The following is a 24,327-nucleotide window of genomic DNA, read 5'->3' as shown; positions in this document are numbered from 1 at the left end:
ATTTTTTATTTCGCCGTGCAACAATATTCGGGATGGCTACACCTAGTGAAATACAAAGAATGATGAGGGCTGAATTGACGCCATTGAAGAAGGCGTTGGTAACTTCTCCGATTACCCCATGAAGTTCGATAAAGCCTAATAACGAGCGATACATTAATACTCCCGGAATCATAGGAATGACAGAGGGAATGGTTAGTACGTGGTTGGGAACATGAAACCAATGTGTGGCTTTTACGGCAATAAGGCTGACCGTGAAACTCCCTATGAATGAACCGATAACTGGTCCATAGCCCAGTTCTAAGTTTACGAAATTACGCATGCATACCGCAATAATTCCACCTGTGCCAACGATCCACAACAGGCGTTTGGGTACGTTGAATATCATTGAAAATCCCATTGCTGCAATGGCAGCCGCAAGGGCATACACGAGATAGGAATCGTGAGGAACGATGCTTAATTCATTGATTTTTTGATTTATGTTGAGATCGTTCACGATTAATATCCGCATGGCAAATGCAATACCGAAAGTCATGGCTCCGATCATCATGATCGTGTTGGCTGCGCGAGTGATGCCAACGAGTAGGTGATTGTCGATCATGTCATCAACAAAATTAATTAGCGGAACGCCGGGAACGATGAATAAGGCACAAGCCAATAACGGATGATAAGGTGTTGAGGATAAACCGGAGAAAGAAGAGGCATAGGCTAGGCAAGTGGAGACAAATGCAGCAATGCCAATACTCATGTAGACATTGATACCGGTCTTCATGCAACGTGCTCGTACCCGGAAGCCTATGAAAGCACAAATGGAGGCAAACAGGAAGGCGATCCAGTCGGAACCGAATAATTTGCAGAATCCACCACAGGCAAAGCCTGCGCCGATAGCTACCAGATAAGGAGTGTAATTTCGGGGGGTATGGATAATGTTCTCTAATTCTTTTTCATAATCATCCAAGGAATAGTTTTCTTCTGTCGCTTTGAATGATAGTTTACTGATTTGTGAAATCATGGTCATGTTGATTGCATGATTTTCGCACTTTTGAAATTTGGAAAATGAATGTTGTTCATCACTTACGTTGACCATGATCATGGTCCAGCGAATGTCAATATGTAGTTTCTCTTCGGGGATATTCATAAAAGCTGCGACACGTTTCATATTTCGTTCAATACGATTTGTGTCTGCCGCGCTTTCCATCAATAATTTCCCCGTGCGGAGTAAAAGATCCAGTTTACGCCGTAAAAGAAGTACATCCCATACTTCAGGATTGACTTGATCTGTAGTATGATGAAATTTGGTATTTGAACTTTCCATGTTTGGGTGCTAGCTTTCAAATATGGTTAAATGTATCCGTATTTTAAATAGGTTATCCCAAAGCGAGAATAAGTAATTGTGCCGAAAGAACCCGAAGGAACATGGCTAATGGGTAAACGGTGGCATAACCTACGGCCGGGGCGTCGCATGAGGTCTGTTCATTGGAATAGGCTAATGCGGGAGGATTCGTGTTGGCCCCGGAAAGAATACCGATCAGCGTGTAATAATTTAGTTTACAACCATAGCGTCCAATTAGTCCGGTCAAAAGTAGCGGGAAAATGGTAATGATTGCTCCATAGCCGATCCACATGTAGCCTCCTTCGTTCACGATGGTTTCGATAAAGCCTTTTCCGGCTCCTAAACCGACACAAGCAAGGAATAAGGAAATTCCTATTTCCCGAACCATAAGGTTGGCACTCATGGTCGTGTACGTGATTAATTTGTAGTGTGGGCCGAAACGGCTGATGAGGATTGAAATGATAAGGGGACCTCCGGCTAGCCCTAGTTTTAGCGGTTGCGGAATTCCGGGCAGCATGAATGGGATACTTCCTAGTATACACCCGAGGGCGATGCCGATAAATATAGGTATCAAGTTGGGATGGTTCAAACGTTTCAGGGAATTGCCAAGTATTTTCTCTGCATGACTCACTGCCAGTTCGCTTCCGACGACGGTGACACGGTCTCCCATTTGCAGTTGTAAGTTTGGAGCTGCTACCAGATCCACCCCGGAACGGTTTACCCGGGTAATGCTGGCCCCAAAGTTTCGGCGTATCCGGAGCTGGGATAAAGTTTTCCCGTTCAGTTCGGGCTTCGTGATGAGGATGCGGCGTGAGACGAGATTGCTATCCTCATCTTCCCATTTCACGTCAATTTGTTTACCGAAAAATACGGTAATGGCTTCAATATCTTTGGGGTTGGAAATTACAAGTATTTGATCTCCAAGATGCAGTTCGGTGTCCGAGTTGACCAGTTCCTGTTTCCCGTATTGATCGCGTATACGTGAGATGACAAATTTGCGGTTTACCAGGGGATGAATGTCTTTGATGGTTTTATTGTCAATAGCCTTGTTGATGATTTCCAAAGAGACGGGACGTACTGTAAGTTCCTGTAAGTGGCCCATGCCTTTTTCAGCCTCGGCTTCTTCTGTTGTCGTGTTAATTTTTAGGATGTACTTTAGGCTTTGTAATGCCAAGATTGCTCCGATTACTCCTAGAGGATAGGCTACGGCATATCCCATAGCGATTTCCGGGGCGTCGATACCGTTTAGGTCGCTGTTGGCTTGTTGGGCAGCTCCTAGACCAGGCGTGTTGGTGACAGCTCCGGAAAGGATGCCTACTATGGTTGTGATAGGAGTGTCTGTCACGAGATAGAGGACAATAGCAACCGCGACACTTAGTGAAACGGACGTGACGGCCAGTATGTTCAGCGTGAAGCCGCCCTTTTTGAAGGCGGAGAAAAAGCCTGGACCTACCTGTAGGCCGATGGAATAAACGAATAGGATTAACCCGAATTCTTTCAGAAAGTGAAGTAGGTGTTCGTTTAGGCTTAAATTGAAATGCCCGAAAACGATTCCAACAAAAAGAATCCACGTGACACCAAGTGAGATCCCGGCAATTTTTACCTTTCCTAGCATGATGCCGAAAGCGATTACTAACGATAAAATAAGCACGGAGTGTGCTACTCCGCCACCCCAAAGATTGGGACTTCCCTCGAAAAGATCTTTTAATAATTCCATAAATAAATTGGCAGCACCGGATTGCAAAAGCAATACGCCTGCACTAAAATTATAATTGTATATTTGTTTTTCGTACTGTTTCTCTAATCCCTCGAGCAAAAACAGCCTTTAATGAATGGCAGGTCTTCTGACTGGCTCCCGTCCCAATTCCTTCCCGATTTCTTTTAAACCAGTGGAAAAAGTATGTATCGGGACGTTGAATGGAGTTTTACAGCAGCGAGGACTGTCCGGGATTTTCACCCGATTCCCTTTTCATCCGGTTGATGATTCAATCTCCCGGAACCAATTCAGTGCAAAGGTAATGAATTTGTTGAAAACGTTGTGTTATTTTCTTGGTATTTCGGATGCTTTCAAGTGAATTATTATTTCTCATATTCTTTTCTGTCTTCTAAAGATGTTGAATTAATTTTATTGATGTTAGAGGCTCCTGAAGAGTGTAGGGAGAGGATGATCGGATCTCCGGAGTACGTGGCCTTTGAAGCACCGGAAGTATGTAGGCTGATTTTTTCCTTGACTTGGAATTGAGCTTTTGCAGCTCCCGATACTTCTGCTTTTAGTTCGTTTACCGAAAAGTTGTCAAGGGCTGCTTTCGAGGCTCCCGATACTTCTATTTTACAACGAATCGTGTTGCCTTGCAGGGTCAACTTAGAAGCTCCACTGATATTGAAATTAGATTCGGGGCTGGTTATTTTACCTTTGAAGTTAGAGGCTCCGCTTAGTTTTATTTCAAGTTTTTCTTTTGCCAAGAAGTCTCCGCCCACGAGCATTTTGCTTGCCCCGGAAAGGTCTACTTTTAGCTTGTTTGTCGTGAAATCCCCGATCGTTTCCAGTTTGCAGACCCCGGTTAGCTTGACCTGATTGAGGGTGGTAACGGTGACTTCTGCCGTGAATTGGTCTTCATCATTGTTTCTTCTATTTTTACTCGTGATCTTCCCTTCGATATGGATTTGCAGTTTCCCGTCGGGATTCAGTCTTAGGACAAGTTGCTTTTCAAACCGGGCGGGAATGTTTACCGTGACTCCGGTGGAGGTGCCTTGTCTGACAATAATACTAAAGACCCCGTGAGCCTCGATCTCTGTGATTTTTTTGCCTTGGAATTGGGATACGGTGATTTGTTCTTGTGCGAAAGCGCCGGCTATCGTGAGGTAGAGCATGAAAATGACAAACAATATTTTTTTCATAGTGATTTGTTTTATGATGAAACGCTTAAAGGTGATGAAAAGTTACAGGCATTGGTGTTATAAACCAATTATATTTTATACATTTGTTCCCGTCAAAGTTCTTTGCAACATGTAATCAGACTGCTCAGGTGCCCCGTTTCAGCGGGGAGAATAGGGAACCGTGTGAGAATCACGGACTGTCGCGCAACTGTAATCACCAGAAAGGATTTGCCACTGATGTCCACTGTTCAAAAGATGGGAAGGACGGCAAAAACGGTGAAAGTCAGGATACCTGCCTTTGCGGATTGACAATGCTTTCGCGGAATAAAGCTAAGGTCAGACTTATTAGCCCTGTTGAAATACGTGGGTCGTAATTTCTTTCTTATTTTTTCCCTTTATTTCGTGTGAAGCTAAATAGTGTATAAACTAATTTAGTATGAGAAAATCGTTTGAAAAATTTCTGGAAAGACAAGATGCTTTAGCCCGACAATACGGTAAGGAGTACGAGGATAAACAGCATAATCGGGGAAAGCTTACCGCTCGGGAACGGATTGCATTTCTTTTCGATGAGGGAACGTTTGAAGAGGTGGATGCTTATTCTCCTTCGGCTACGACTTCTTTTGGTAAAGCCGTACGTTCGTACGGGGATGGCGTGATTGCCGGATTCGGTACCGTGAATGGACGTCAGGTTTTTGCTTATTCGCAGGATTTTAACGTGCAAGGTGGTTCATTGGGTTCCGTGCATGCGGCTAAAATTATGAAGGTACAGGATATGGCATTGAAAACGGGGTCTCCTGTCGTGGGACTGATCGATTCGGGAGGAGCCCGGATTCAGGAAGGAGTGGCTAGTTTGGCGGGGTATGCAGGAATATTCCGGCGAAATGTACTTTCTTCTAGAGTGATCCCTCAGATTTCGGTTATCATGGGGCCGGCTGCCGGGGGTGCTGTTTATTCGCCTGCTTTGACCGACTTTATTTTTATGACGGCAGCAACTAGTTATATGTTCGTGACTGGTCCTAACGTGGTAAAACAGGTGCTGAATGAAACAATTTCTCCCGAAGAACTTGGTGGTGCCTCTGTACATGCGGAAAAATCGGGTGTGGCGGATTTCGTTTTTAATGATGATGAAAATACGTTGTTGGGAGTGAAGATGTTGTTGGCTTACTTGCCTTCCAATAATATTGAGAATGCTCCTTTCCTGATGACGGATGACCCGGTTGACCGGGTAGAAGAGATTTTACGGGATATCGTGCCTGAGGATCCGGATAAGCCTTATGATGTGAGGGATGTTATCCGGTTGATTACCGATAAGGGAAAGTTTTTGGAGATTGCGGAGAGTTATGCCCCCAATATCATTATCGGCTTAGCCCGCTTCGGAGGATTCGTGACCGGGATTATTGCGAATCAACCTAAAGTGATGGCGGGTACTCTGGATATGAATTCATCGGTAAAAGCTGCTCGCTTTATTAATTTCTGTGATAGTTTTAATATTCCGATTGTTACTTTGGAGGACGTACCCGGTTTCCTACCGGGGGCTGATCAGGAACATGCTGGAATTATCCGGCATGGAGCCAAACTCCTATATGCTTACACGCGGGCAACGGTTCCCAAGATTACCGTGGTTCTGCGTAAATCTTATGGAGGAGCTTATATCGTGATGAACAGCAAAGGGATTGGTGGAGATTATAATTTTGCATGGCCGACAGCCGAAATTGCCGTCATGGGGCCGGAAGGGGCTATTGCGATTCTTTATCATAAGGAGCTTGCCGAGGCAGATGATCCTGTAGCTTTGAAAAAAGACTTGCTGGTGCGGTATAGGGATGAGGTGGCTAATCCTTATATCGCTAACGAGAAGGGATTTATTGATGAGGTAATAGATCCGGCGGTTACCCGACAGAAAATTATACGGGTATTGAAATCTCTGGAGAAAAAATCGGTGAGCTTACCACGACGTAAGCATGGAAATATTCCTCTTTAAATGTAAAATGTAAAGTATGATAAAATCAGTTTTAATAGCTAACCGGGGCGAGATTGCTATCCGGATTGCACGTACGGCCAAACGTATGGGAATCGTGACATACGCCATTCGTACCCGGAAGGAACCGGAGGCCGTGTATTTATCGTCTGTAGATTTTGTTCTTGATTTCCCGGAGACGGATGGGAAAGTGTCTGAATTTTTGGATATTGACTGTTTGATTTATTTGGCCCGGGAGCATGAGATCGAGTCGATACATCCGGGGTATGGCTATTTGTCGGAGAATGCGGAATTGGCAGAACGTTGTCGAGAGAATGGAATTATTTTTATCGGTCCCTCGCCGGAAGTGATTCGTCTAATGAGTGATAAAGTGGCAGCAAAGGAGATTGCGGAACGTAGTGGAGTACCGATGCTGGGAGCTAGCAAGGGAGCTGTCCGGAATATTGATGATGCTCGGGAAACGGCAGACAAGCTGGGGTATCCGGTTATTATAAAGGCTGTCTCCGGGGGAGGCGGAAGAGGTATGCGTATTGTACGTAAGAAAAGTGAATTGTCGCAATTATACAAGTTAGCCACGGCAGAGGCGCAAGTGGCTTTTAATGATCCTTCTGTTTTCATTGAAAAGTATCTTGAAAGTCCGAAGCATATCGAGTTTCAGATTGTTGCCGATAATCATGGAAATGTGATTCACTTGGGCGAACGAGAGTGTTCCATTCAGCGTAAACATCAAAAGTTAATGGAAGAGGCTCCCTCTCCGGCTCTCGATGATCGTTTACGGAAAAAGATGGCCACGGCTGCTGTTGCTTTGGCTAAAGCTGCAAGGTATCAAAATTTGGGAACCGTGGAGTTTTTGCTGGATAGTCAAAAGCGTTTTTATTTCATGGAGATGAATACTCGTATTCAGGTGGAACATCCTGTTACCGAGGAAATCACGGGACTTGATCTGGTGGAGTTGCAATTTAATATTGCTGCCGGGCGTAAACTACCGTTTCGTCAGTCTCAAATTCGACTTACAGGTTGGGCTATCGAATGTAGGATTAATGCGGAGGATGTGCAGGCAGGGTTTACTCCCAGTATGGGAATTATCCGACGATTGCGTTTGCCGCAGGGAAATCATATCCGTATTGAAACGGGAATTGCTCCCGGTTCGGAAATTACTCCTTTTTTCGATTCGATGGTGGCTAAATTGATCGTTACCGGCGAGACGCGAGAACAAGCGATCGAGCGGATGCTTTCCGCGCTGGAGAGATTCCATGTAAAGGGAATCCGGACTACGGTTCCCTTTTGTAAAGCAGTTCTTCATAACGACACTTATCGGAGTGGTGATTTCGATACCTCGTTTGTAGAGAATCGGTTGAGTTCCCCCATTTGGAGAGAGCCTCACGAGGAATTATTGGGTGCTTTGTTTGCGGTATATACGTATACTCACGAGAATACACCGGAAGTTGGTCCTGACACCCGTATAGATCCTTGGGTGCTTAATAAACGAATTAGAAATTTATAATGATCGGAATGGATAATAAAGAAGTGACGAAATATATAGCTCTTAGTGGCAGTAACACGGCGTATGAGTTCACCGTGAAGAATAATTACGAGTTTAGCCTGAAACGGCAAAATATGCGTATTGACTTAGTCGAGGAGGCAGATGGTTTTTTGATCCTATTGTACAAGGGGATTCGCTACCCGGTGGAAATCGTGTCTCGCCGACAGAATGAATACGAGATTTTACTTAATGGGGTGGCTTATACTTTTTCGGTGGAAACTCCCTTTTCTTTGAATCGGAAAAGATTATTGGCAGGCCGACAGAGTGAAATCTTCGATATAACCATTAAATCTCCTATGCCGGGAAAAATTCTGGACGTGTCGATAGAAGTAGGACAGGAGATTAACAAGGGAGACACCCTAGTTGTGCTTGAGGCAATGAAAATGCAGAATGTCATTGTTGCTTCTCAAAAAGGACGGGTTCACCGGGTATGTGTGATTGCCGGTCAAACCGTGAGTAAAGACGAGATCCTGGTGGAAATCGGGGCGTAGGCACTCTCTTTCGTGAAAAGGCCACTTACGAGGGTAAGGTATTCCGGTAAATGGGCATCGTTACTCCATTGTAATTCAATGTGAAGGAGTTCAGAGGTTGTTTTGCTGATGTCAAACCCGACGGATTCAAGGGATGGGCGTATTTCTTGAGGATGGAGACAGGGATGCCCGTTTATTCGGGTACACGTGTTTTTGGGGCATAAATGGCAGGTCCCTGCATAAAAGGCCCGGCTACCGGAATATTCATGTTCAAGAGTCAATAGCCGTGGATCGATGATCTTTCGGACGGATTCTATGGTTTGGAGGGAAATTGTTTTGTGTTCTTCTAATGTCGTGCAGGAGTCGCGTGTTGCCGTATCGAATGTTATTTTAGTCCCGATGATGTACGTTTGTTGATAACCGGAGAGATATTCGTCCGTGTTAAACTCAAAAGGCGGGCAGGCCCAACAACGATTATAGCGTTCACATTGCCGGCAGAAAGAAATGAACTTTTCCGGATCACGAAACTCCTGAATGTATTGTGAAGTCGGGAGTGAGACAATATGGTGCGTGAGTGTATACATTTTTGGGCTGGTTTCATCAAACGTATTGGGGATATGGATTGTATTCCCAGAGGATAACCTTTCCCGAACGAAGCGAGGCGGGAACGTTTATCAATCTTTGGTTGGAACTTCCCCGAAAGAGGAGTCCTTCTTTCCGTTTGGTCGGATCGAATCGTCCGTCGACTAAAACATCTATATAAGGCAGGATTTGAGAAAGCCGTTTGGAGCTAATGATTTCTTCGTAACGGAAGCCCGTGTAGCACCAGATGTTTTTGGACGTGGTGCTTTTCAGGCGTTGGGCCAGTCGCGTGAAACCCTCTACTTGAAATAGCGGATCTCCTCCACTGAATGTTACGTTGGAGAAGGGATTATTTGTGATTTTCGCTATAATATAATCCAAAGGAACCGGGTGACCGTTCCGTAAGTTCCAGGATTGCGGGTTATGGCAACCCGGACAATGATGGGAACAACCCGCCGCGTAGACGGATACCCGGAATCCGGGTCCATCAACAACGGTATCTTCAATAATATCCAATAATGTAATCGTGTTAGTCATGTCTTACCCGATCGTTTAATTCTGCTAGTTTTGCATGATTCCAGCGGTCCGTGGTACCTACCAGATAACCGGTAATTCTTTGCAAGCGGTCAATGTTTGTACTTCCGCATTTCGGACAAGCTTCCAAATGTGCCGAAGCATCTTCGAAACCGCAGTCCATACAACGATTCCGGTTGTGGTTCACGGAACAATAACCCATGTTGTATCGATCCATCATATCGACAACTGACATGATCGTGCTCGGATTGTGAGTGGCATCCCCGTCTATTTCGACATAGAAAATATGACCACCCCGGGTCAAGTCGTGATAGGGAGCCTCTACTTCGGCTTTATGGCGGGCACTGCATTTATAATACACGGGCACGTGATTGGAATTCGTGTAATATTCCCGATCCGTGATTCCCGGTAAGATACCGAAACTTTTCTTGTCTTTTGCGGTAAATTTCCCGGAAAGCCCTTCGGCTGGAGTGGCAAGTACACTGTAATTGTGCTGATATTTGTCCGAGTACTCGTTTGCCTTATCTCTAATGTGCGATACGATGCGCAGGCCGAGTTCCTGTGCCTTGGCATCTTCTCCATGATGTTTACCGGTTAGAGCAACCAGACATTCGGCCAGGCCGATAAAGCCGATTCCTAGAGTTCCTTGGTTAATGACACTTTCGATGGTGTCATCCGGTCCCAATTTTTCACTACCCAACCAAAGAGAAGACATGAGTAAGGGAAATTGCTTTACCCGGGCTGTTTTTTGGAATTCCAGGCGTTTGTGCAGTTGTAAAGCTGTTAAATCGAGTATTTCATCCAGTTTTGAAAAGAACGTTTCCACCCGAGCGGTCTCGTCTTTTATCTCCATGCATTCGATGGCAAGTCGAACGATGTTTACCGTAGAAAAAGAAAGATTCCCACGTCCGATAGAAGTTTTTTCTCCGAAACGATTCTCGAATACACGGGTGCGACATCCCATGGTGGCTGTTTCATAACGGAATCGTTCCGGGTCATCAGCTCTCCATTTTTCGTGTTGATTGAAAGTGGCATCCAAGTTTATGAAATTCGGGAAAAAACGACGTGCGGAAACTTTACATGCGAATTCATATAGATCGTAATTCGGATCTTCCGGAAGGTAGTTTACCCCTCTTTTCTTTTTCCAGATTTGAATAGGGAAAATTGCCGTGGCTTCATTACCCACTCCCCGGTAGGTAGAACGCAACAACTCTCGAATGACACAACGTCCTTCGGCAGAAGTGTCCGTGCCGTAGTTGATAGAACTGAAGACGACCTGATTACCACCCCGGCTATGGATGGTGTTCATGTTATGAATAAAAGCTTCCATGGATTGATGTACCCGGTTCACCGTGCGATTGATAGCGTGTTGTAGAACTCTTTCTTCTCCGGTCAATCCTGTCAGTTCTCGTGGCATGTAGTCCGAGATTTCAATGTGATAAAGATGGTTATAGTTTTCTCCGTATAACTCTTCCAGTACTTTGACTTCTTCTATAAAACTCGAGCGTACGTAAGGAGCCAGATAAAAGTCGAAAGCAGGAATAGCCTGTCCTCCATGCATTTCGTTTTGGGCGGTTTCCAAGGAGATGCATCCAAGGATACTGGCAGTTTCTATACGTTTGGCCGGACGTGATTCCCCGTGTCCGGCAAAGAATCCGTTTTTCAGAATTTTATCCAACGGGTGTTGCACGCAGGTGAGACTTTTCGTGGGATAATAGTCTTTGTCATGGATATGTAGGTAGCCTTGGCGAACGGCGTTTTTTACTTCCTCGGTTAACAGGTAGTCGTCGACAAAAGGTTTGGTCGTTTCACTGGAAAATTTCATCATCATTCCTGCCGGGGTGTCCGCGTTCATATTAGCGTTTTCCCGGGTAATGTCATTGGATTTTGTTTCGATAATTTCCAGGAAAATATCTCTCGTCTTTGCTTTGCGCGCAATGCTCCGCTGGTTCCGATAAGCGATATATAATTGTGCCACATCTTTTCTGCGGCTTTTCATGAGTTCGATCTCTACATGGTCTTGTATTTCTTCCACGGTCATCCGTTCAGCTCCTCGATAGGCAATTCGGTCGGCAATGGTGGATGCTAATTCCATGTCCTCTCCCTGTGCCGTGTGGAGCATTGCCCGGCGAATGGCTGCAATGATTTTCTCTTCATTAAAGCCGACAACCCGGCCATCCCTTTTTACAACTGTCTGAATCATATCTTTTTTATTCCTTTAGTTTAATTGCAATTACATGAATTTTTAATTTATCTTGGTTTGAGATGACTTATGATTAAAAACGGGATGTAAGTATATTTGGAATACCTGCGTTCCCGGCTTTTTCCTCGAAAGCCTTTGAAACCTCTGATCTTGGCAGGTCTTCTGACTTGTTCCCGATCAAGTGCCTTCCCATTGAAAACAGTGGCTATATGATACTTGAATCGTTGAGTGAAACTCACAGCAGCGGGACTGTTCAGGATTTCCACCTGATTCCCTTTTAATCCCTCTTGAAGGAACCAAAATCTAGACAAATGTATGAAGAAATTTTTTTTATTGGTGAGAAAAAAATGTCTTTTTTGGAAAACTTTCTCGTTTAATTTTTCCAAAAAGTTTTCCAAAAAGAAAATTTTTGATTCAAGATAGAGTTGCCAGCAGCGCGTTTAAATTGGATGCGAAAATTTTTACAGACATGGCAAGTAGAATGATGCCAAAGAATTTTCGTAGGATGTAAACGCCACCTTTTCCGAGAACCCGTTCTACTAAATAGACGTTACGTAAAACAACATAGACGACAGTCATGTTAAGAAGAATGGCAATAATAATACTAAAAACACTGCATTCTGATTTAAGTGTCAGTGTGGTCGCTAATGCCCCGGCTCCCGCGATAAGTGGAAAAATGACGGGTACGATTGTTGCCGAACCTTCCGGGCCATCATTTCTGAATATCTCGATACTAAAGGTCATTTCTATGGCGAGCACGAAAAGTACCAATGCCCCGGCAAGGGCAAAGGAGGAAATGTCGATGTTGAATAGTTTCAATAATCCGTCCCCCGCGAAAAGAAATACTATAAATATAATGAGAGATATTCCTGCGGCTTTTTCTGCACTGACTTTTTTTCCTGAATCATTCAACCCGATGATAATGGGGGTTGATCCCGTGATGTCAATCACGGCGAAAAGTACCATAAAGGCGGTGAATATTTCTTTTATATTGATACTGAAGTCCATATTCGTGTTAACATGAAATTTGCGGGTTACAAGTGCAGTACGTATTTATGAAACCGACCTTAAAGAAATGTACTTGCCACTTGTAGTCCCGCAAATTTACGATTATTTTTTATAAATCCCATATTTCAGCATCGGAAGGTACGTGTATCCGTGCGGACAACGGGGCGATGCGTGTGATATTTAATAGGTGTTTATAGGTGAAATTCTCAGAAATAGAATTATTTCCCCAACTTCCGCACCCGAGCGTGTTGGTCACGGGGAGACCGTTTTGTATGGAACCTCCCGCCGTGGTAGCACACGGGGCATTCACGATCAGGCGTGATACGGAAAGTTCCGTTCCGGCCTTGATAATATTTGCCTGGTTGTTGGAGTGGATGCCGGCCGTGTGTCCGTTTCCTTCCATGAATAGATTTGTCTTGGCGATTTTTATCGCTTCGTCAAAATTGTCATAAGAAAAAGCAGCCATGACAGGACACATTTTTTCTTTGCAGATGAGGTCGTCACGTCCTATCCCGTGCGCTTCTACCACGAGAACACGGGTGTTTCCCGGTACGAAGATGTCGGCTTTGCTTGCGATTGTCTGGACGGATTGTCCGACAATGTCCCTGCAAATATGCCCGTCTTCAAAAAGTGCATTAACCACTTTGTCCCGATCTTCTTCAGGCACGATGTACGCCCCGTGACGACGAAAAGCGTCCATGACTTCCTGTCTGTCATCTTTGTGATAAATAAAACTTTGTTCTCCAGAACAGATAATACCATTGTCAAAAGAACGGCCGGTGATGACTTTTTCTGCCGCTGTATCGAAATCAATAAATCGATCCAGGATTACCTGTACGTTACCCGCTCCGACACCAAAAGAGGGTTTGCCCGAAGAGTAAGCCGATTTCACCATGGGCATTCCACCCGTGGCCACCACGACATCACAAGCTTCCATCAACTCGCAGGTCTTTTCGATCGTGGGTTCTTCAATCACCTGAACCAGACCCTCCGGAACTTCAAACGGGGCGATGGCCTCGATAATGAGTTTAACAGCTGCACTGGAGCATTGTTTTGCTTTCGGGTGAGGAGCTATGATGATGGCGTTCTTCGTTTTTAATGCAAAAATGATTTTAGACATCGGGGTAACCACGGGGTTTGTCATCGGGGTAATACCGGCAACCACACCAATAGGTTTGGCGATTTCGATAAGATTAGTTCTCTCGTCAATACTTAGGATCCCCATGGATTTTTTCCCTTTCAGGTTATACCATACCCCCTTGGATTTATTCCTGTTTTTGGCAACTTTGTCTTCGTAGACACCCATTTGGGTCTCGTCAATCGTAAGGCGTGCCAGTTCTTCTGCATGGTCAAAAATCGTGCGGGCGGCAGCTTTAATGACTTGATCGACTCCTTCCTGGTCGAATCGTTCGTCATAAATGACTTGAGCTTTGCGGGCTCTTTCTATCATTTCTTTTATTTCCATGATATATTTAATATAGGGTTGAATAGATTTCTTTTATTTCTTCTCTTGTTAATTCCACGTGATTGTTGGCCAACAGGCGTTGTTGTGTCTGAAGTACATTGTCCGTGAACCCGTCAATCTCTTCGGGCTTCATACCATACGTGTGGAGAGGGTTTTTGGACAATAATTTGCCTAGTAAGCAATCGAGTTCTTCATACACGTGTTTCGTGTCGGTTCCCAGGAGATTCGCAAGTAACGCATTAACTTCCGTGATATTCCCGGAAGGCTTTTTCTTGTAATAAAACTTGAATACTTCCGTGAAGAATTGATAATTGGCTTCCCCGTGAGGTACGTGATAGTTTCCTCCAAGCGGGTAGGATAACGCGTGTACGGCACCCACCCCGGTATTCCCGAATGCAATGCCGGCATAATTACTGGCAATCAGCATTTCTCTCAGATGTTCCAGACGATATTCCGGTCCTTGTGCAGCGATGTGCTTGAAAACATCAATAATGCTTTTGATAGCTGCCCGGCAGAATATTTGGGTATAGGGATTGGATTTCGGGGATACGTATGATTCTACGGCATGGATGAGGGCATCGATCGAACTGCACACGAAAAACTTGTAGGGAAGCCCCCGCACTAGTTCAGGGATTAACACGGCATCATCGGCTAGTAGGGTGTCATCGGCCAATCCCATTTTCGTGTGGCGGGATTTGATCTCGGCGATCGAAATATTGGTTACCTCGCTACCGGTGCCGCAGGTAGTGGGGAGGATCACCAATTGACGGGCCTTCTCAACGGGTATTTTGCGTTCGAAAGCATCAGTTGCATTAACGATGCCGTGCAGAGTAAATAGTTTTGAGATGTCAATGACGGTTCCTCCCCCTACGGCTATCACACGGGTATAATTTTCCAGTTCTATGTCCGCGAGAATATGATTAATCATCTCGTCAGACGGCTCCCCCATTCCGTAGTGTTCCTGCATGATAAAACGACAAGGAAGGTGAAGATCACGCATGTATGGATTGTATAGGAATTCATTCGTGATGATTAAATCTTCTTTCTTGAGATTGAATTCTTTGGCAAAGTCCGCGAAAGAATTGAATTCACTTAAACGGGTTTTTAATTTGAATAATTGCATGACTATTTCATTTTATATGGTTTGTAATGCTAATGGAAAACGATGAAAGAACTCCTCCGTGAGCGATTCTCTGAAATCGGGATGAGCGATCCGAATTAGACTTTCGGCTCGTTGCCTTAAAGTTTTCCCCTTGAGGTGAGCGATCCCGTATTCCGTGACAATATAATCCACCTCGTTTCGTGAGGTGGTGACGGCGGCACCTGCTGCCAGATAGGGTACGATACGGGAAACCTTTCCCCGGGCTGCCGTGGAAGGCATGGCCAGGATGGATTTGCCGCCTTCGGAAAGAGCTGCCCCCCGGATGTAATCAACTTGGCCTCCCGTCCCGCTGAATTGTTTTGGACCGATGGTTTCGGAACAAACCTGTCCGGAAAGATCGATCTCGATGCAGGAATTGATGGATATTAATTGACGATTCTGACGAATAACGTAAGGATCGTTTACATAATCCACGGGAAATAGAGCGACATTGGGATTGTTATCAACAAAATCATACAGACATTGGCTTCCCATGAGGAAGGTGGCCACCAGTTTTCCCGGATGAAGGGTTTTACATTTTCCGGTAATTACCCCCTTTTCTACCAAATCGATGACCCCGTCGGAAAACATTTCCGTGTGAATACCCAAATCTTTTTTGTCTTGCAGGCATTGCAGAACGGCATCGGGGATAGCTCCTATTCCCAGTTGCAGGGTGGAACCATCCTCGATGAGTTCCGCGCAGTACCGACCGATGGCTTGTTCCGTTTCCCCGATTTTAGGCAGCGGTATTTCAAACAAGGGATTGGAGGTCTCCACGATATAATCCAGTTCCGAAACGTGAATGTGGTTATCGCCTCCGACATGAGGCATCCGGTCGTTTACTTCGGCAATTACCACGCGTGCGGCATGAGCCGCGGGTTTCGTGTAGTCTGAAGACACCCCGAAACTACAATAACCTTCCTCGTCCGGTGTGCTGAGATGAACGATTGCCACGTCAACGGGCAGGGTCCCGTTGCGGAAAAAGTGTGGTAATTCGTGAAAGAAACAAGGGGTGAAGTCCGCACGATCCTCGTTCACGGCTTGTCGGGTATTTCCTCCCACGAAATTGGTATTGTGCCGAAAATGGGATAGCATTTCCGGTTGTGTATAAGCTCCGTCACCAAGACATAACATGTGGTATATTTCCACGTCATGGAAATCATCTTTATGTGCAACAAGGGCTTTCGTGATTTCCTGCGGAACACCTGCCGCGTGGGCAAAGACAACCCGATCCTTATCCCGGATGGCCTTGATCGCTTCTTCGGCAGTGGTCGTTTTTTGTGTATAAAGTTCTTTCCAGTTCATCGTTTTTCTATTTTTGGGGGTTGAGAAATTGGCGGGCGAAGTCGAGTATGCTGGGATCTATTTCGTTTACCAGTATTACTTTACCGATCTGATCTCCCATTTTTTCCACGAGAATACGTTGCACGGTCTGTTCAATCGTGATCTGTGCGGCGGGACATCCCTTGCAGTTGCCGAGTAGGGCCACCCGCGCGTCTTTCCCTCGGACTTCCCGGATAACAACATCCCCCCCGTGATCCTGGAGGAGAGGGCGAATGTGTGTATTTATGATCTCCTCCAGGTGCTTCCACAGAGTTGTGGGGTTTTGATTATTTCCGGTTCTTGCTTTCATCAATCCGGGCAATTTGTTTCGCTAGCTCCTTTTTGCTTTCGAGGTTTCCCTGCCGGGCAATCATGATGCGTTGGGCTTGCGGGGAGCCGGCTCCGTGCATGGACTCCGTGCGATAGCCTACCGCCGCGGTCCCAAGCGTGATGTTCTCGATCAAGCGAAGAACGCGCATCCGGTTTTCCGTGTCAGTACCCGTGGCCCCTTGCAGGTATTTTTTTACATATTTCCCGATATACGGATCTCTTAAATCTTGGGCTGAAGGCATGGTTACCATTAATCCTCCGGCAATATCTTCTGCTAGTCTGGCAATTTCATACGGGAAACGAGTCACGTTCTGTTTGCAGACATTGGCAAGTAATAAATCAATCTGGTAGTTGCCCGCGAGCGTGGGTTTCCCTTCTGCCGAACAAGCGATTCCACACGAGTAAAGAGTCTCGTTGAGGTGCATCATTTCGATGATCTTATCTTTGATATGGTTGGCTTTAGGGACTCCATTGTAGTCGGCGGCGAGAGCGGCAGCCCCGATAAGTACATCTCCGACACCGACTTTACATCCCCCGTAAGATTGCCTGTGATAACCAGCAAAACGCTCTACCATCATGCCGGTAAATTCATATTCCTTACACATAAAGACGCGTTCGTTGGGAACGAATACATCGTCAAATATCACAAGAGCTTCATGTCCGCCGAATTGTGAGTTCCCCAAGTCAAGATCCGCATCTTTTTCCATTTTGCGGGTATCGCAGGACTGGCGTCCGTAGATCATGAGTACACCTTCGGCATCAGAAGGAACGGCAAATGAAACGGCGTAGTCTTTATCGGCTTCTTTCATGGCCACGGTCGGCATGATCAAGTGTTCGTGGGAATTGACAGCTCCCGTCTGGTGGGCTTTGGCTCCGCGAACGATGATTCCATCCGGACGTACTTCCTTGATACGTAGATACAAATCCGGATCCTCTTGTTGTGATGGAGAAAGACCCCGATCTCCTTTCGGATCGGTCATGGCCCCGTCCACCGTGAGATCGTTGTCTTGCACGTATTTCAAGTACTCCGTGAAACGTTTGTGATATTCCGTCCCGTGAGCTTGGTCGATTTCGTAAGTGGTAGAGTAAATGGCATTGAAGGCGTCCATTCCAACGCAGCGTTGGAAACAAGCCCCGGTTTTCTGCCCGACCAAACGTTGCATCTTTACCTTATTGATCAAGTCTTCGGTGCATTGATGCAAGTGGCAAAAACGATTAATGGTTTTTCCGGTAAGATTGGATTTAGCCGTCATGAGCGTTCGATACTCCTCTTTTTCAGCCAATTCATAAGTCATGGCCACTGAATTCATGGATGGGCGGATCATCGGGTGATCGACCGGATTACTGATTAGTTCTCCCATGAAATAGACTTTCAGGTTTAGTTTCCTGAGACTTTCAATGTACTGTTCTTTTGTCATCATGATCTTTGATATTTTGTTAGTTGTAATATTTTGAATAAAGAAAAAATGCAGTAAATAAAAGCCGTCTGCGGGCTATTACAGGGGGAAATTTGAAGGAAAGAATGCGAGAAGAGAAAAGGCACGGAAAATCGAAGCGTATGTTTGCCGTTGAAGGGATAACACGCGCGGTCTCTCGTTGCCATTATAGAGAAACATGTTCTTTTTCTCGTTGAAAAAGAATTGATTACGTCAGTATAAATATACTCACGTTGTAATGCTCCTTTGTTCATAATGTTCCGTCACGGGGACGTCAACACAATTTTATTTTTATGAATAACTTCGCACATCTCCTTTACCCCAAATCCCCAGAGTAACGGATTTATATGTTGTCAGGCAGGTCTTCTGACTTGTTCCGGTATTCGCGGCCTTCCCTTTTCTCGTTGAAAAAGTGACCATTAGAATGCGAAAACCTTTTTGAGAACTTACAGCTGAGGGCACAGTTCCGGATTTTCACCGGATTCCCTATTCAATCTTTTCCCTTGCTGGGGAAAGAGATCACCATGACATCGCGAAGGTATATAAATATAATTGTATTCCTACTTTTTTTCTGTAATTTTTTTAATGGACTTATAACGCAGAAGTAACTAACATAAGTTCGAGTTCGTACACGAAATGATAATTGAAACATGATTGCATCCGGACCACTACCGTGTAAAGCGCTATTAAAGCGCTATTAGAACGCTATTAAAACGCTATACGGAATAGCGTTCTAATAGGGATTTATAAGCATACTAAAAACTTTATATCCGGAATTGATCCGCTAGTGATAATGATGTATAATTCTATTGTTTTAACAGCAGTTATGTGGCTCCCAATGTGCTGTCATACATGTTTAATGTTTGTGCAGTTATATTCTTGATGTTCCGTGCGATAATGTGATTTTTATACCAAACTCACGTTAATGATATACGATTTTGTAATGAAATGTGAATCCCGAAGTACATCGAATGTGTCATGGGTGGAGCGTGTATTACCTTGAAAAGAGACTACTGCAAACCTATGTTGGAATTGGAAAGAGGGGATAGGTCGTGATGATTCAAGGGTTGCTAAATTTTGAAAGAAGGAAAGTTTTTCCGAAAAAAGAGATTGTCTAACAAGTCAGCCTTTTAATGACTACCTCCCCTAACCCCTCCTTGCACAGGAGGGGAAACCGCTTGGTAATCAATTCTCCCCCTGTGTAAGGGGGAGTTGGAGGGGATAGTTTGTTGATACTGTATAAGACTTGTTAGACAATTTCGATGTCATGTTTGGTGAAGTTTATTTCCCACGAATCGCGGTGATTCCCGGTAGTTCTTTGCCTTCGATGTATTCGAGTAAGGCACCACCTCCGGTGGACACGTAGCTAACCTTGTCGGCCAGCCCGAATTGGTTGATGGCAGCGACGGAGTCTCCACCCCCGATTAAAGAGAAGGCTCCATTTGTTGTGGCTTTCACGATAGCATCGGCGATAGCTTTGGTTCCCACGGCAAATTTGGGCATCTCAAATACGCCTACGGGGCCATTCCAAAGGATTGTTTTGGATTGCTCGATGATTTTAGAGAAAGACGCGATGCTTTCCGGGCCTACATCCAATCCTTCCCATCCATCAGGAATTTCCATGGAAGAAACGATTTGTGTGTTAGCACCGTTGTCGAAAGCATCGGCAGCCACGGTGTCGGTTGCCAGTACGAGATTTACTCCTTTTTCTTCGGCTAGTTTCATGATTTCAAGAGCCAAGTCGAGTTTGTCTTCTTCGCAAATGGAATTGCCGACATGACCACCCATTGCTTTTTTGAACGTGTAAGTCATTCCTCCGCCTAGGATGAGGTTGTCCACCTTGTCCATGAGGTTCATGATGATGTCGATTTTGGATGAGACTTTGGAACCTCCCATGATGGCCGTGAACGGGCGGGTGGGGTTGTGCATTACTTTGTCCACGCTTTCCAGCTCTCCTTGCATGACGTAGCCGAATAGCTTGTCGTTCGGGAAAAATTTGGCAATGACAGCGGTAGACGCGTGAGCCCGGTGGGCTGTCCCGAATGCGTCGTTGATCCAAACATCGGCCAAGGATGCCAATTTGTGGGCGAAATTTTCGTCTCCCTTTTCTTCCTCTTTGTAAAAACGAAGATTTTCCAATAGAAGAACTTCTCCCGGTTTTAGGTCTGCAGCAGCTTTCACCGCGCTTTCCCCGATGCAGTCATCGGCGAATTGCACGGGAGTCCCTAGCAGTTCTTCCAGGTGTTTCTGGATATGTTTTAATGAAAATTTGTCTTCTGGTCCGTTTTTCGGGCGTCCGAGGTGAGACATTAATATTACGGAACCTCCTCCCGCCAGCACTTTCTTGATCGTGGGAACGGCTGCCCGCATACGGGTGTCGTCAGTGATCTCGAACTTTTCATTTAAAGGTACGTTAAAGTCTACGCGGATAAGCGCCTTTTTGTTTTTAAAGTTGTAATTATCAATTGTCTGCATAGCAATTGTTATTTTAATGAGTAAATTACTTATATTAAAAGCTAAAGGTAAGGATAAAATTATTCAAACCAAAAAATATGAAGGATGGAATTTCACGTGTAGTGTCTTGGTTGATGTAAGTCAAATGTTGATCGTGCTTGTCGCGTACGTGTAAGAAGAAAAAATGTGGAAGAAAATTTGTAACCTTCACGAGAAATGTGGATTTTTGTTCTCGTTGTCTTCTTGTCGGAGAATAAAAATAGTATTTATGGATAAACACGAGATGTTCATGCGGAAAGCCTTGGAGGAAGCCCACTTGGCAGAAGAAGAGGGGGAAATCCCGGTTGGAGCGGTAGTCGTTTGTAAAGGTCGGGTGATTGCCCGGGCTCATAATCAAACCGAGCGACTGAATGACGTGACCGCACACGCGGAGATGCTTGCCATCACGTCGGCAGCTTCTTTGTTGGGAGGGAAGTATTTGAATGACTGCACGTTGTATGTTACGTTGGAGCCATGTGTCATGTGTGGTGGTGCGCTCGCTTGGGCTCAAATCGGAGAATTGGTGTACGGGGCAGCCGATCCGCATCGGGGATATGCTCGGCTTTCACCATCCGTGTTGCACCCGAAAACGAACGTGGTTGCCGGTGTTTTAGATGATGAGTGTGGGGAGTTGGTGAAAAGCTTTTTTGCCAGGAAAAGATAGTTCGTGATTCTTGGTTTATGACGGCATCCCGCGGATTTGCATTTGTTTATCCGTGAATTGGAATTCGTGAATCGTAAATTAATTAATTCGTCATTTTCAATTTTCAATTGTTTTGTTGTACATTTACGAATTGAATAGATTGTTATAAATAAAATAGTACATGGGTAATTTCGATATAAGGACCGGGAATGTGCCAGATAGTGAGAAAGAGCTGGAGAAGGCTTTGCGTCCGCTGAGTTTTAGTGATTTCCAGGGGCAAAAGAAGATCGTGGACAATTTGGAAGTTTTCGTGAAGGCGGCGAAGATGCGGGGTGAGTCTCTGGACCACGTCCTGTTGCACGGCCCTCCCGGGTTGGGCAAGACAACGTTGTCGGCTATTATTGCCAACGAGTTGGGGGTCGGGATTAAGATTACCTCCGGTCCGGTGTTGGACAAGCCGGGTGATTTGGCCGGGTTGTTAACGAATCTGGAGCCGAATGACGTGTTGTTTATTGACGAGATTCATCGGTTAAGTCCGATCGTGGAGGAGTATCTTTACTCGGCGATGGAGGATTTCAAGATTGATATTGTGATAGATAAAGGGCCGGCAGCCCGATCCGTGCAGATCCAGTTGAGTCCTTTCACGTTGATTGGGGCAACCACCCGTAGCGGGTTGCTGACGGCACCGTTAAGGGCGCGTTTCGGAATCAATAGCCATTTGGAGTATTATGATCTCGACGTGTTGACGGGAATCGTGGAGCGTTCGGCAGCTATTTTAAGAACGAAGATCACGAGTCAAGCCTCGAAGGAAATCGCGTCCAGGAGTCGCGGAACTCCTCGTATTGCTAATGCCTTGTTGCGTCGGGTACGGGATTTTGCCATGGTGAAGGGAAACGGGGTAGTTGATCTCGAGATTACGACTTTCGCGCTGGAGGCATTGAATATTGATAAGTTCGGGTTGGACGATATGGATAATAAAATATTGTTGACGATTATTGATAAGTTTAAGGGAGGGCCTGTCGGTTTGACGACGATCGCTACCGCGGTCAGCGAGGATCCGGGAACCTTGGAAGAGGTGTACGAGCCGTTCCTGATCAAGGAAGGTTTTCTGAAAAGGACTCCCCGGGGGCGTGAAGTGACAGATTTGGCCTACAAGCATTTGCGGAAGAATCGACGAACAGATGACTGGCAAGCCACGTTGTTCTAGGTGATTCCGGTGGGTCGGGGAAACGGGAAGTGTTGGATAAAATAATAAATTCAAAAGTTTTATTAACGTTAAAAGAGAGTGGAAGCGGGGACTTGATTGGGTTGATTGGGGGGATTGAATGAGATTTTAAAGAGGATCAATGAGTTATATTTTTGTTAAATAGTATTAAGCTTGCTAATTGTTAAAATGGATTTGTTAAATTTGCATGTATGAGAAAGCAACAGATAATCATATTAGGAATTGTGTTTGGTATATCCTTGCTGGGATTGATTATTCTCCAGACCAGTTATTTCCAAACGGCCTACGAGGTGAAGAAGGAGCAATTTTTCTACTCGGCTAACCGGGCGATGGATGATATGGTTGATTATATCCGCAAGCAGGAAGAAGCGGGCAGGCTTTCTGAAAACGGGAATCTGACAGAGGTTAAAAATCGGGGAGTGGAGATTGATGCCCCGATCTATATTGATCCGAAACGTCCGGTTGCCGTGAAAAATGACCCGTCGGCGGTTGCCAACTCCATGCTTAATTTGATTGATGACGATTCGGAGGTGAGGGATGTCAGTGAATTCATGGGAAGTAAATTCAAGGAAGATAATTTGGCTACTTCTATCTCCAAGTTGCAACAAGCTATGAAGGAGCGAACCGGGGAGAATTATAGGTTCGTGCCGGAAGGGAAAGAGGATAAGCACGTGATCGAGGGACGGGTAAATTTGAATAATCTATACGGTTTTATCGGTAACACGCTGACGGATGCAGGAATTCGTTCCCGGTTTGAATTCGGTATCAAGGAAAATGGTAAATTTATTTTGTCATCCAAGAATTTTTTGAGTCATATGTCCGATGATGTGACTCTTAGCCGGAAGATATTCCCCGGTGAAAGTTCTTCTGCCATCTTGTACTTGAAATTTCCGGATGCTTCTTCCGACACGGCAGGTTCCGTGTGGATGGTTCTGCCCGGGGTGCTGATCACGATTGCTATCGTGTTCTGTGCCGTGTTCTGTCTGATCGTTATTGTTCGACAGAAGAAGTTGTCGGTTATCAAGAATGATTTTATTAATAATATGACGCACGAGTTCAAGACTCCGATCGCGACAATTTCTTTGGCATCGCAGATGTTGAAGGACGGGGCGGTGACGAATACCCCGGAAACGATAGACCGGGTGGCCACGATTATCCGAGACGAGAGTAAGCGTTTGACATTCCAAGTGGAGCGCGTGTTGCAAACGGCCTTATTCACGGAGACTCGGATGAAGTTGAAGCTAAAGAATATAAATATGAATCAGTTGATTGAAGATTTATTGCCTAAATTTAGCTTACGCGTGGAGGATAAAGGGGGAAAATTCTCTGCTTATCTCGAGGCGGATCAAGATGAAGTGCTTGCAGATGAGGTGCATATAACAAACGTGATTTCTAATCTCGTGGATAACGCGATAAAGTATTGTGTGAAATCACCGGAAATTACCATTTACACTCGTAATAAAGATAAAGAAATTGTAATAAGTGTCATTGATAATGGCATAGGAATTGCTAAGAAAGATCAGAAGTTGATCTTTGAAAGATTCTATCGTGTATCCACGGGGAATTTGCACGACGTGAAGGGATTCGGCTTGGGGTTATCATATGTGAAAAAAATTGTTGAGGCTCATGGAGGGAGAATAGATGTGGAAAGTTCTCTTGAGAAGGGAAGTTGTTTTGACATCATTTTACCTTTAACCGTGAAAAAACAAAAAATAAAGAGAACCTTATTTTTTTAAATTCGTATATTTT

Annotated in this window: 19 protein-coding genes, 1 pseudogene and 4 riboswitches; of the genes and pseudogenes, 7 read left to right on the top strand and 13 right to left on the bottom strand. The window is 45.1% G+C overall.

Annotation, left to right across the window (positions count from 1 at the left end; genetic code table 11):
- Positions 1-10: 10 nt before the first annotated feature.
- The 3 genes and pseudogenes from D8S85_RS11110 to D8S85_RS11100 form a co-directional block, all read right to left on the bottom strand.
- Positions 11-1,312: pseudogene (locus D8S85_RS11110) on the bottom strand (threonine/serine ThrE exporter family protein); the annotation flags it as partial.
- 52 nt (positions 1,313-1,364) lie between these two features.
- Positions 1,365-3,047, bottom strand: a complete 1,683-nt coding sequence (locus D8S85_RS11105; RefSeq protein WP_127075753.1) for a putative transporter — start codon at positions 3,045-3,047, stop codon at positions 1,365-1,367.
- A gap of 100 nt (positions 3,048-3,147) precedes the next feature.
- A riboswitch (cobalamin riboswitch) is annotated at positions 3,148-3,350 on the bottom strand.
- A 59-nt stretch (positions 3,351-3,409) separates the two neighbouring features.
- Complete coding sequence (locus D8S85_RS11100; protein WP_106480774.1) at positions 3,410-4,228, bottom strand: GIN domain-containing protein; 819 nt, start codon at positions 4,226-4,228, stop codon at positions 3,410-3,412.
- A 109-nt stretch (positions 4,229-4,337) separates the two neighbouring features.
- A riboswitch (cobalamin riboswitch) is annotated at positions 4,338-4,521 on the top strand.
- A 122-nt stretch (positions 4,522-4,643) separates the two neighbouring features.
- Between D8S85_RS11100 and D8S85_RS11095 the strand changes: the two genes are divergently transcribed.
- The 3 genes from D8S85_RS11095 to D8S85_RS11085 are packed head-to-tail and all read left to right on the top strand — an operon-like array spanning position 4,644 to position 8,216.
- Positions 4,644-6,185 (top strand): acyl-CoA carboxylase subunit beta, encoded by a 1,542-nt coding sequence (locus D8S85_RS11095; RefSeq protein ID WP_127075065.1) that lies wholly within the window; start codon positions 4,644-4,646, stop codon positions 6,183-6,185.
- Positions 6,186-6,201: 16 nt separating this feature from the next.
- The gene (locus tag D8S85_RS11090) at positions 6,202-7,686 is read left to right on the top strand and encodes an acetyl-CoA carboxylase biotin carboxylase subunit (RefSeq protein WP_106480772.1); all 1,485 of its coding nucleotides are present in this window, start codon (positions 6,202-6,204) and stop codon (positions 7,684-7,686) included.
- 8 nt (positions 7,687-7,694) lie between these two features.
- The gene (locus D8S85_RS11085) at positions 7,695-8,216 is read left to right on the top strand and encodes an acetyl-CoA carboxylase biotin carboxyl carrier protein subunit (RefSeq protein WP_158641557.1); all 522 of its coding nucleotides are present in this window, start codon (positions 7,695-7,697) and stop codon (positions 8,214-8,216) included.
- Here D8S85_RS11085 and D8S85_RS11080 read toward each other — a convergent pair.
- The 10 genes from D8S85_RS11080 to D8S85_RS11035 all read right to left on the bottom strand — a co-directional run bounded on the left by D8S85_RS11080 (position 8,171) and on the right by D8S85_RS11035 (position 20,692).
- Complete coding sequence (locus D8S85_RS11080) at positions 8,171-8,779, bottom strand: DUF2284 domain-containing protein (protein WP_106480770.1); 609 nt, start codon at positions 8,777-8,779, stop codon at positions 8,171-8,173. The genes D8S85_RS11085 and D8S85_RS11080 overlap by 46 nt on opposite strands.
- A 16-nt stretch (positions 8,780-8,795) precedes the next feature.
- Positions 8,796-9,314 (bottom strand): anaerobic ribonucleoside-triphosphate reductase activating protein, encoded by a 519-nt coding sequence (nrdG, locus tag D8S85_RS11075; protein ID WP_106480769.1) that lies wholly within the window; start codon positions 9,312-9,314, stop codon positions 8,796-8,798.
- Positions 9,307-11,514 (bottom strand): anaerobic ribonucleoside triphosphate reductase, encoded by a 2,208-nt coding sequence (locus tag D8S85_RS11070; protein WP_106480768.1) that lies wholly within the window; start codon positions 11,512-11,514, stop codon positions 9,307-9,309. Before D8S85_RS11070 ends, nrdG begins: the two co-directional genes overlap by 8 nt.
- 135 nt (positions 11,515-11,649) lie before the next feature.
- Positions 11,650-11,830, bottom strand: a riboswitch (cobalamin riboswitch).
- A 98-nt stretch (positions 11,831-11,928) separates the two neighbouring features.
- Entirely contained in the window at positions 11,929-12,522 is a 594-nt protein-coding gene (locus D8S85_RS11065) for a MarC family protein (RefSeq protein WP_106480767.1), read from the bottom strand.
- A 109-nt stretch (positions 12,523-12,631) separates the two neighbouring features.
- Positions 12,632-13,987 (bottom strand): aldehyde dehydrogenase family protein, encoded by a 1,356-nt coding sequence (locus D8S85_RS11060; RefSeq protein ID WP_127075063.1) that lies wholly within the window; start codon positions 13,985-13,987, stop codon positions 12,632-12,634.
- A gap of 7 nt (positions 13,988-13,994) precedes the next feature.
- Positions 13,995-15,110, bottom strand: coding sequence for a 4-hydroxybutyrate dehydrogenase (locus D8S85_RS11055; RefSeq protein ID WP_106480765.1), 1,116 nt, complete (start codon positions 15,108-15,110; stop codon positions 13,995-13,997).
- A gap of 12 nt (positions 15,111-15,122) precedes the next feature.
- Complete coding sequence (locus D8S85_RS11050; RefSeq protein WP_106480764.1) at positions 15,123-16,433, bottom strand: acetyl-CoA hydrolase/transferase family protein; 1,311 nt, start codon at positions 16,431-16,433, stop codon at positions 15,123-15,125.
- Positions 16,434-16,440: 7 nt separating this feature from the next.
- A complete protein-coding gene (locus D8S85_RS11045) occupies positions 16,441-16,761 on the bottom strand; it encodes a NifU family protein (RefSeq protein ID WP_106480763.1) in 321 nt (106 codons plus the stop codon).
- Complete coding sequence (locus D8S85_RS11040; RefSeq protein WP_127075061.1) at positions 16,739-18,202, bottom strand: 4-hydroxyphenylacetate 3-hydroxylase family protein; 1,464 nt, start codon at positions 18,200-18,202, stop codon at positions 16,739-16,741. The genes D8S85_RS11045 and D8S85_RS11040 overlap by 23 nt, the downstream gene beginning before the upstream one ends.
- 354 nt (positions 18,203-18,556) lie before the next feature.
- Positions 18,557-18,760: riboswitch (cobalamin riboswitch) on the bottom strand.
- Positions 18,761-19,498: 738 nt separating this feature from the next.
- Entirely contained in the window at positions 19,499-20,692 is a 1,194-nt protein-coding gene (locus tag D8S85_RS11035; protein ID WP_106480761.1) for a phosphoglycerate kinase, read from the bottom strand.
- A 16-nt stretch (positions 20,693-20,708) separates the two neighbouring features.
- On the opposite strand from D8S85_RS11035, the gene D8S85_RS21510 reads away from it, so the two are divergent.
- The 4 genes from D8S85_RS21510 (at position 20,709) to D8S85_RS11020 (ending at position 24,314) form a co-directional block, all read left to right on the top strand.
- A complete protein-coding gene (locus D8S85_RS21510; protein WP_158641556.1) occupies positions 20,709-20,846 on the top strand; it encodes a hypothetical protein in 138 nt (45 codons plus the stop codon).
- Positions 20,847-20,939: 93 nt separating this feature from the next.
- Positions 20,940-21,374, top strand: coding sequence for a nucleoside deaminase (locus D8S85_RS11030; protein WP_106480760.1), 435 nt, complete (start codon positions 20,940-20,942; stop codon positions 21,372-21,374).
- Between the two features lie 160 nt (positions 21,375-21,534).
- The gene (gene ruvB, locus D8S85_RS11025; RefSeq protein WP_106480759.1) at positions 21,535-22,560 is read left to right on the top strand and encodes a Holliday junction branch migration DNA helicase RuvB; all 1,026 of its coding nucleotides are present in this window, start codon (positions 21,535-21,537) and stop codon (positions 22,558-22,560) included.
- 209 nt (positions 22,561-22,769) lie between these two features.
- Positions 22,770-24,314, top strand: a complete 1,545-nt coding sequence (locus D8S85_RS11020) for a sensor histidine kinase (protein WP_127075059.1) — start codon at positions 22,770-22,772, stop codon at positions 24,312-24,314.
- The last annotated feature ends 13 nt before the right edge of the window (positions 24,315-24,327 follow it).

It is taken from the genome of Butyricimonas faecalis (genome assembly GCF_003991565.1).
Classification (GTDB): Bacteria; Bacteroidota; Bacteroidia; order Bacteroidales; family Marinifilaceae; genus Butyricimonas; species Butyricimonas faecalis.
This window is presented reverse-complemented; position numbering and strand designations above follow the sequence as displayed.

What these genes read in the sequence shown, in the direction of transcription:
- D8S85_RS11105 (WP_127075753.1), bottom strand. Translation starts at nt 3,047, where the DNA reads ATGGAATTATTAAAAGATCTTTTCGAGGGAAGTCCCAATCTTTGGGGT.
- D8S85_RS11100 (WP_106480774.1), bottom strand. Translation starts at nt 4,228, where the DNA reads ATGAAAAAAATATTGTTTGTCATTTTCATGCTCTACCTCACGATAGCC.
- D8S85_RS11095 (WP_127075065.1), top strand. Translation starts at nt 4,644, where the DNA reads ATGAGAAAATCGTTTGAAAAATTTCTGGAAAGACAAGATGCTTTAGCC.
- D8S85_RS11090 (WP_106480772.1), top strand. Translation starts at nt 6,202, where the DNA reads ATGATAAAATCAGTTTTAATAGCTAACCGGGGCGAGATTGCTATCCGG.
- D8S85_RS11085 (WP_158641557.1), top strand. Translation starts at nt 7,695, where the DNA reads ATGGATAATAAAGAAGTGACGAAATATATAGCTCTTAGTGGCAGTAAC.
- D8S85_RS11080 (WP_106480770.1), bottom strand. Translation starts at nt 8,779, where the DNA reads ATGTATACACTCACGCACCATATTGTCTCACTCCCGACTTCACAATAC.
- nrdG (WP_106480769.1), bottom strand. Translation starts at nt 9,314, where the DNA reads ATGACTAACACGATTACATTATTGGATATTATTGAAGATACCGTTGTT.
- D8S85_RS11070 (WP_106480768.1), bottom strand. Translation starts at nt 11,514, where the DNA reads ATGATTCAGACAGTTGTAAAAAGGGATGGCCGGGTTGTCGGCTTTAAT.
- D8S85_RS11065 (WP_106480767.1), bottom strand. Translation starts at nt 12,522, where the DNA reads ATGGACTTCAGTATCAATATAAAAGAAATATTCACCGCCTTTATGGTA.
- D8S85_RS11060 (WP_127075063.1), bottom strand. Translation starts at nt 13,987, where the DNA reads ATGGAAATAAAAGAAATGATAGAAAGAGCCCGCAAAGCTCAAGTCATT.
- D8S85_RS11055 (WP_106480765.1), bottom strand. Translation starts at nt 15,110, where the DNA reads ATGCAATTATTCAAATTAAAAACCCGTTTAAGTGAATTCAATTCTTTC.
- D8S85_RS11050 (WP_106480764.1), bottom strand. Translation starts at nt 16,433, where the DNA reads ATGAACTGGAAAGAACTTTATACACAAAAAACGACCACTGCCGAAGAA.
- D8S85_RS11045 (WP_106480763.1), bottom strand. Translation starts at nt 16,761, where the DNA reads ATGAAAGCAAGAACCGGAAATAATCAAAACCCCACAACTCTGTGGAAG.
- D8S85_RS11040 (WP_127075061.1), bottom strand. Translation starts at nt 18,202, where the DNA reads ATGATGACAAAAGAACAGTACATTGAAAGTCTCAGGAAACTAAACCTG.
- D8S85_RS11035 (WP_106480761.1), bottom strand. Translation starts at nt 20,692, where the DNA reads ATGCAGACAATTGATAATTACAACTTTAAAAACAAAAAGGCGCTTATC.
- D8S85_RS21510 (WP_158641556.1), top strand. Translation starts at nt 20,709, where the DNA reads ATGAGTAAATTACTTATATTAAAAGCTAAAGGTAAGGATAAAATTATT.
- D8S85_RS11030 (WP_106480760.1), top strand. Translation starts at nt 20,940, where the DNA reads ATGGATAAACACGAGATGTTCATGCGGAAAGCCTTGGAGGAAGCCCAC.
- ruvB (WP_106480759.1), top strand. Translation starts at nt 21,535, where the DNA reads ATGGGTAATTTCGATATAAGGACCGGGAATGTGCCAGATAGTGAGAAA.
- D8S85_RS11020 (WP_127075059.1), top strand. Translation starts at nt 22,770, where the DNA reads ATGAGAAAGCAACAGATAATCATATTAGGAATTGTGTTTGGTATATCC.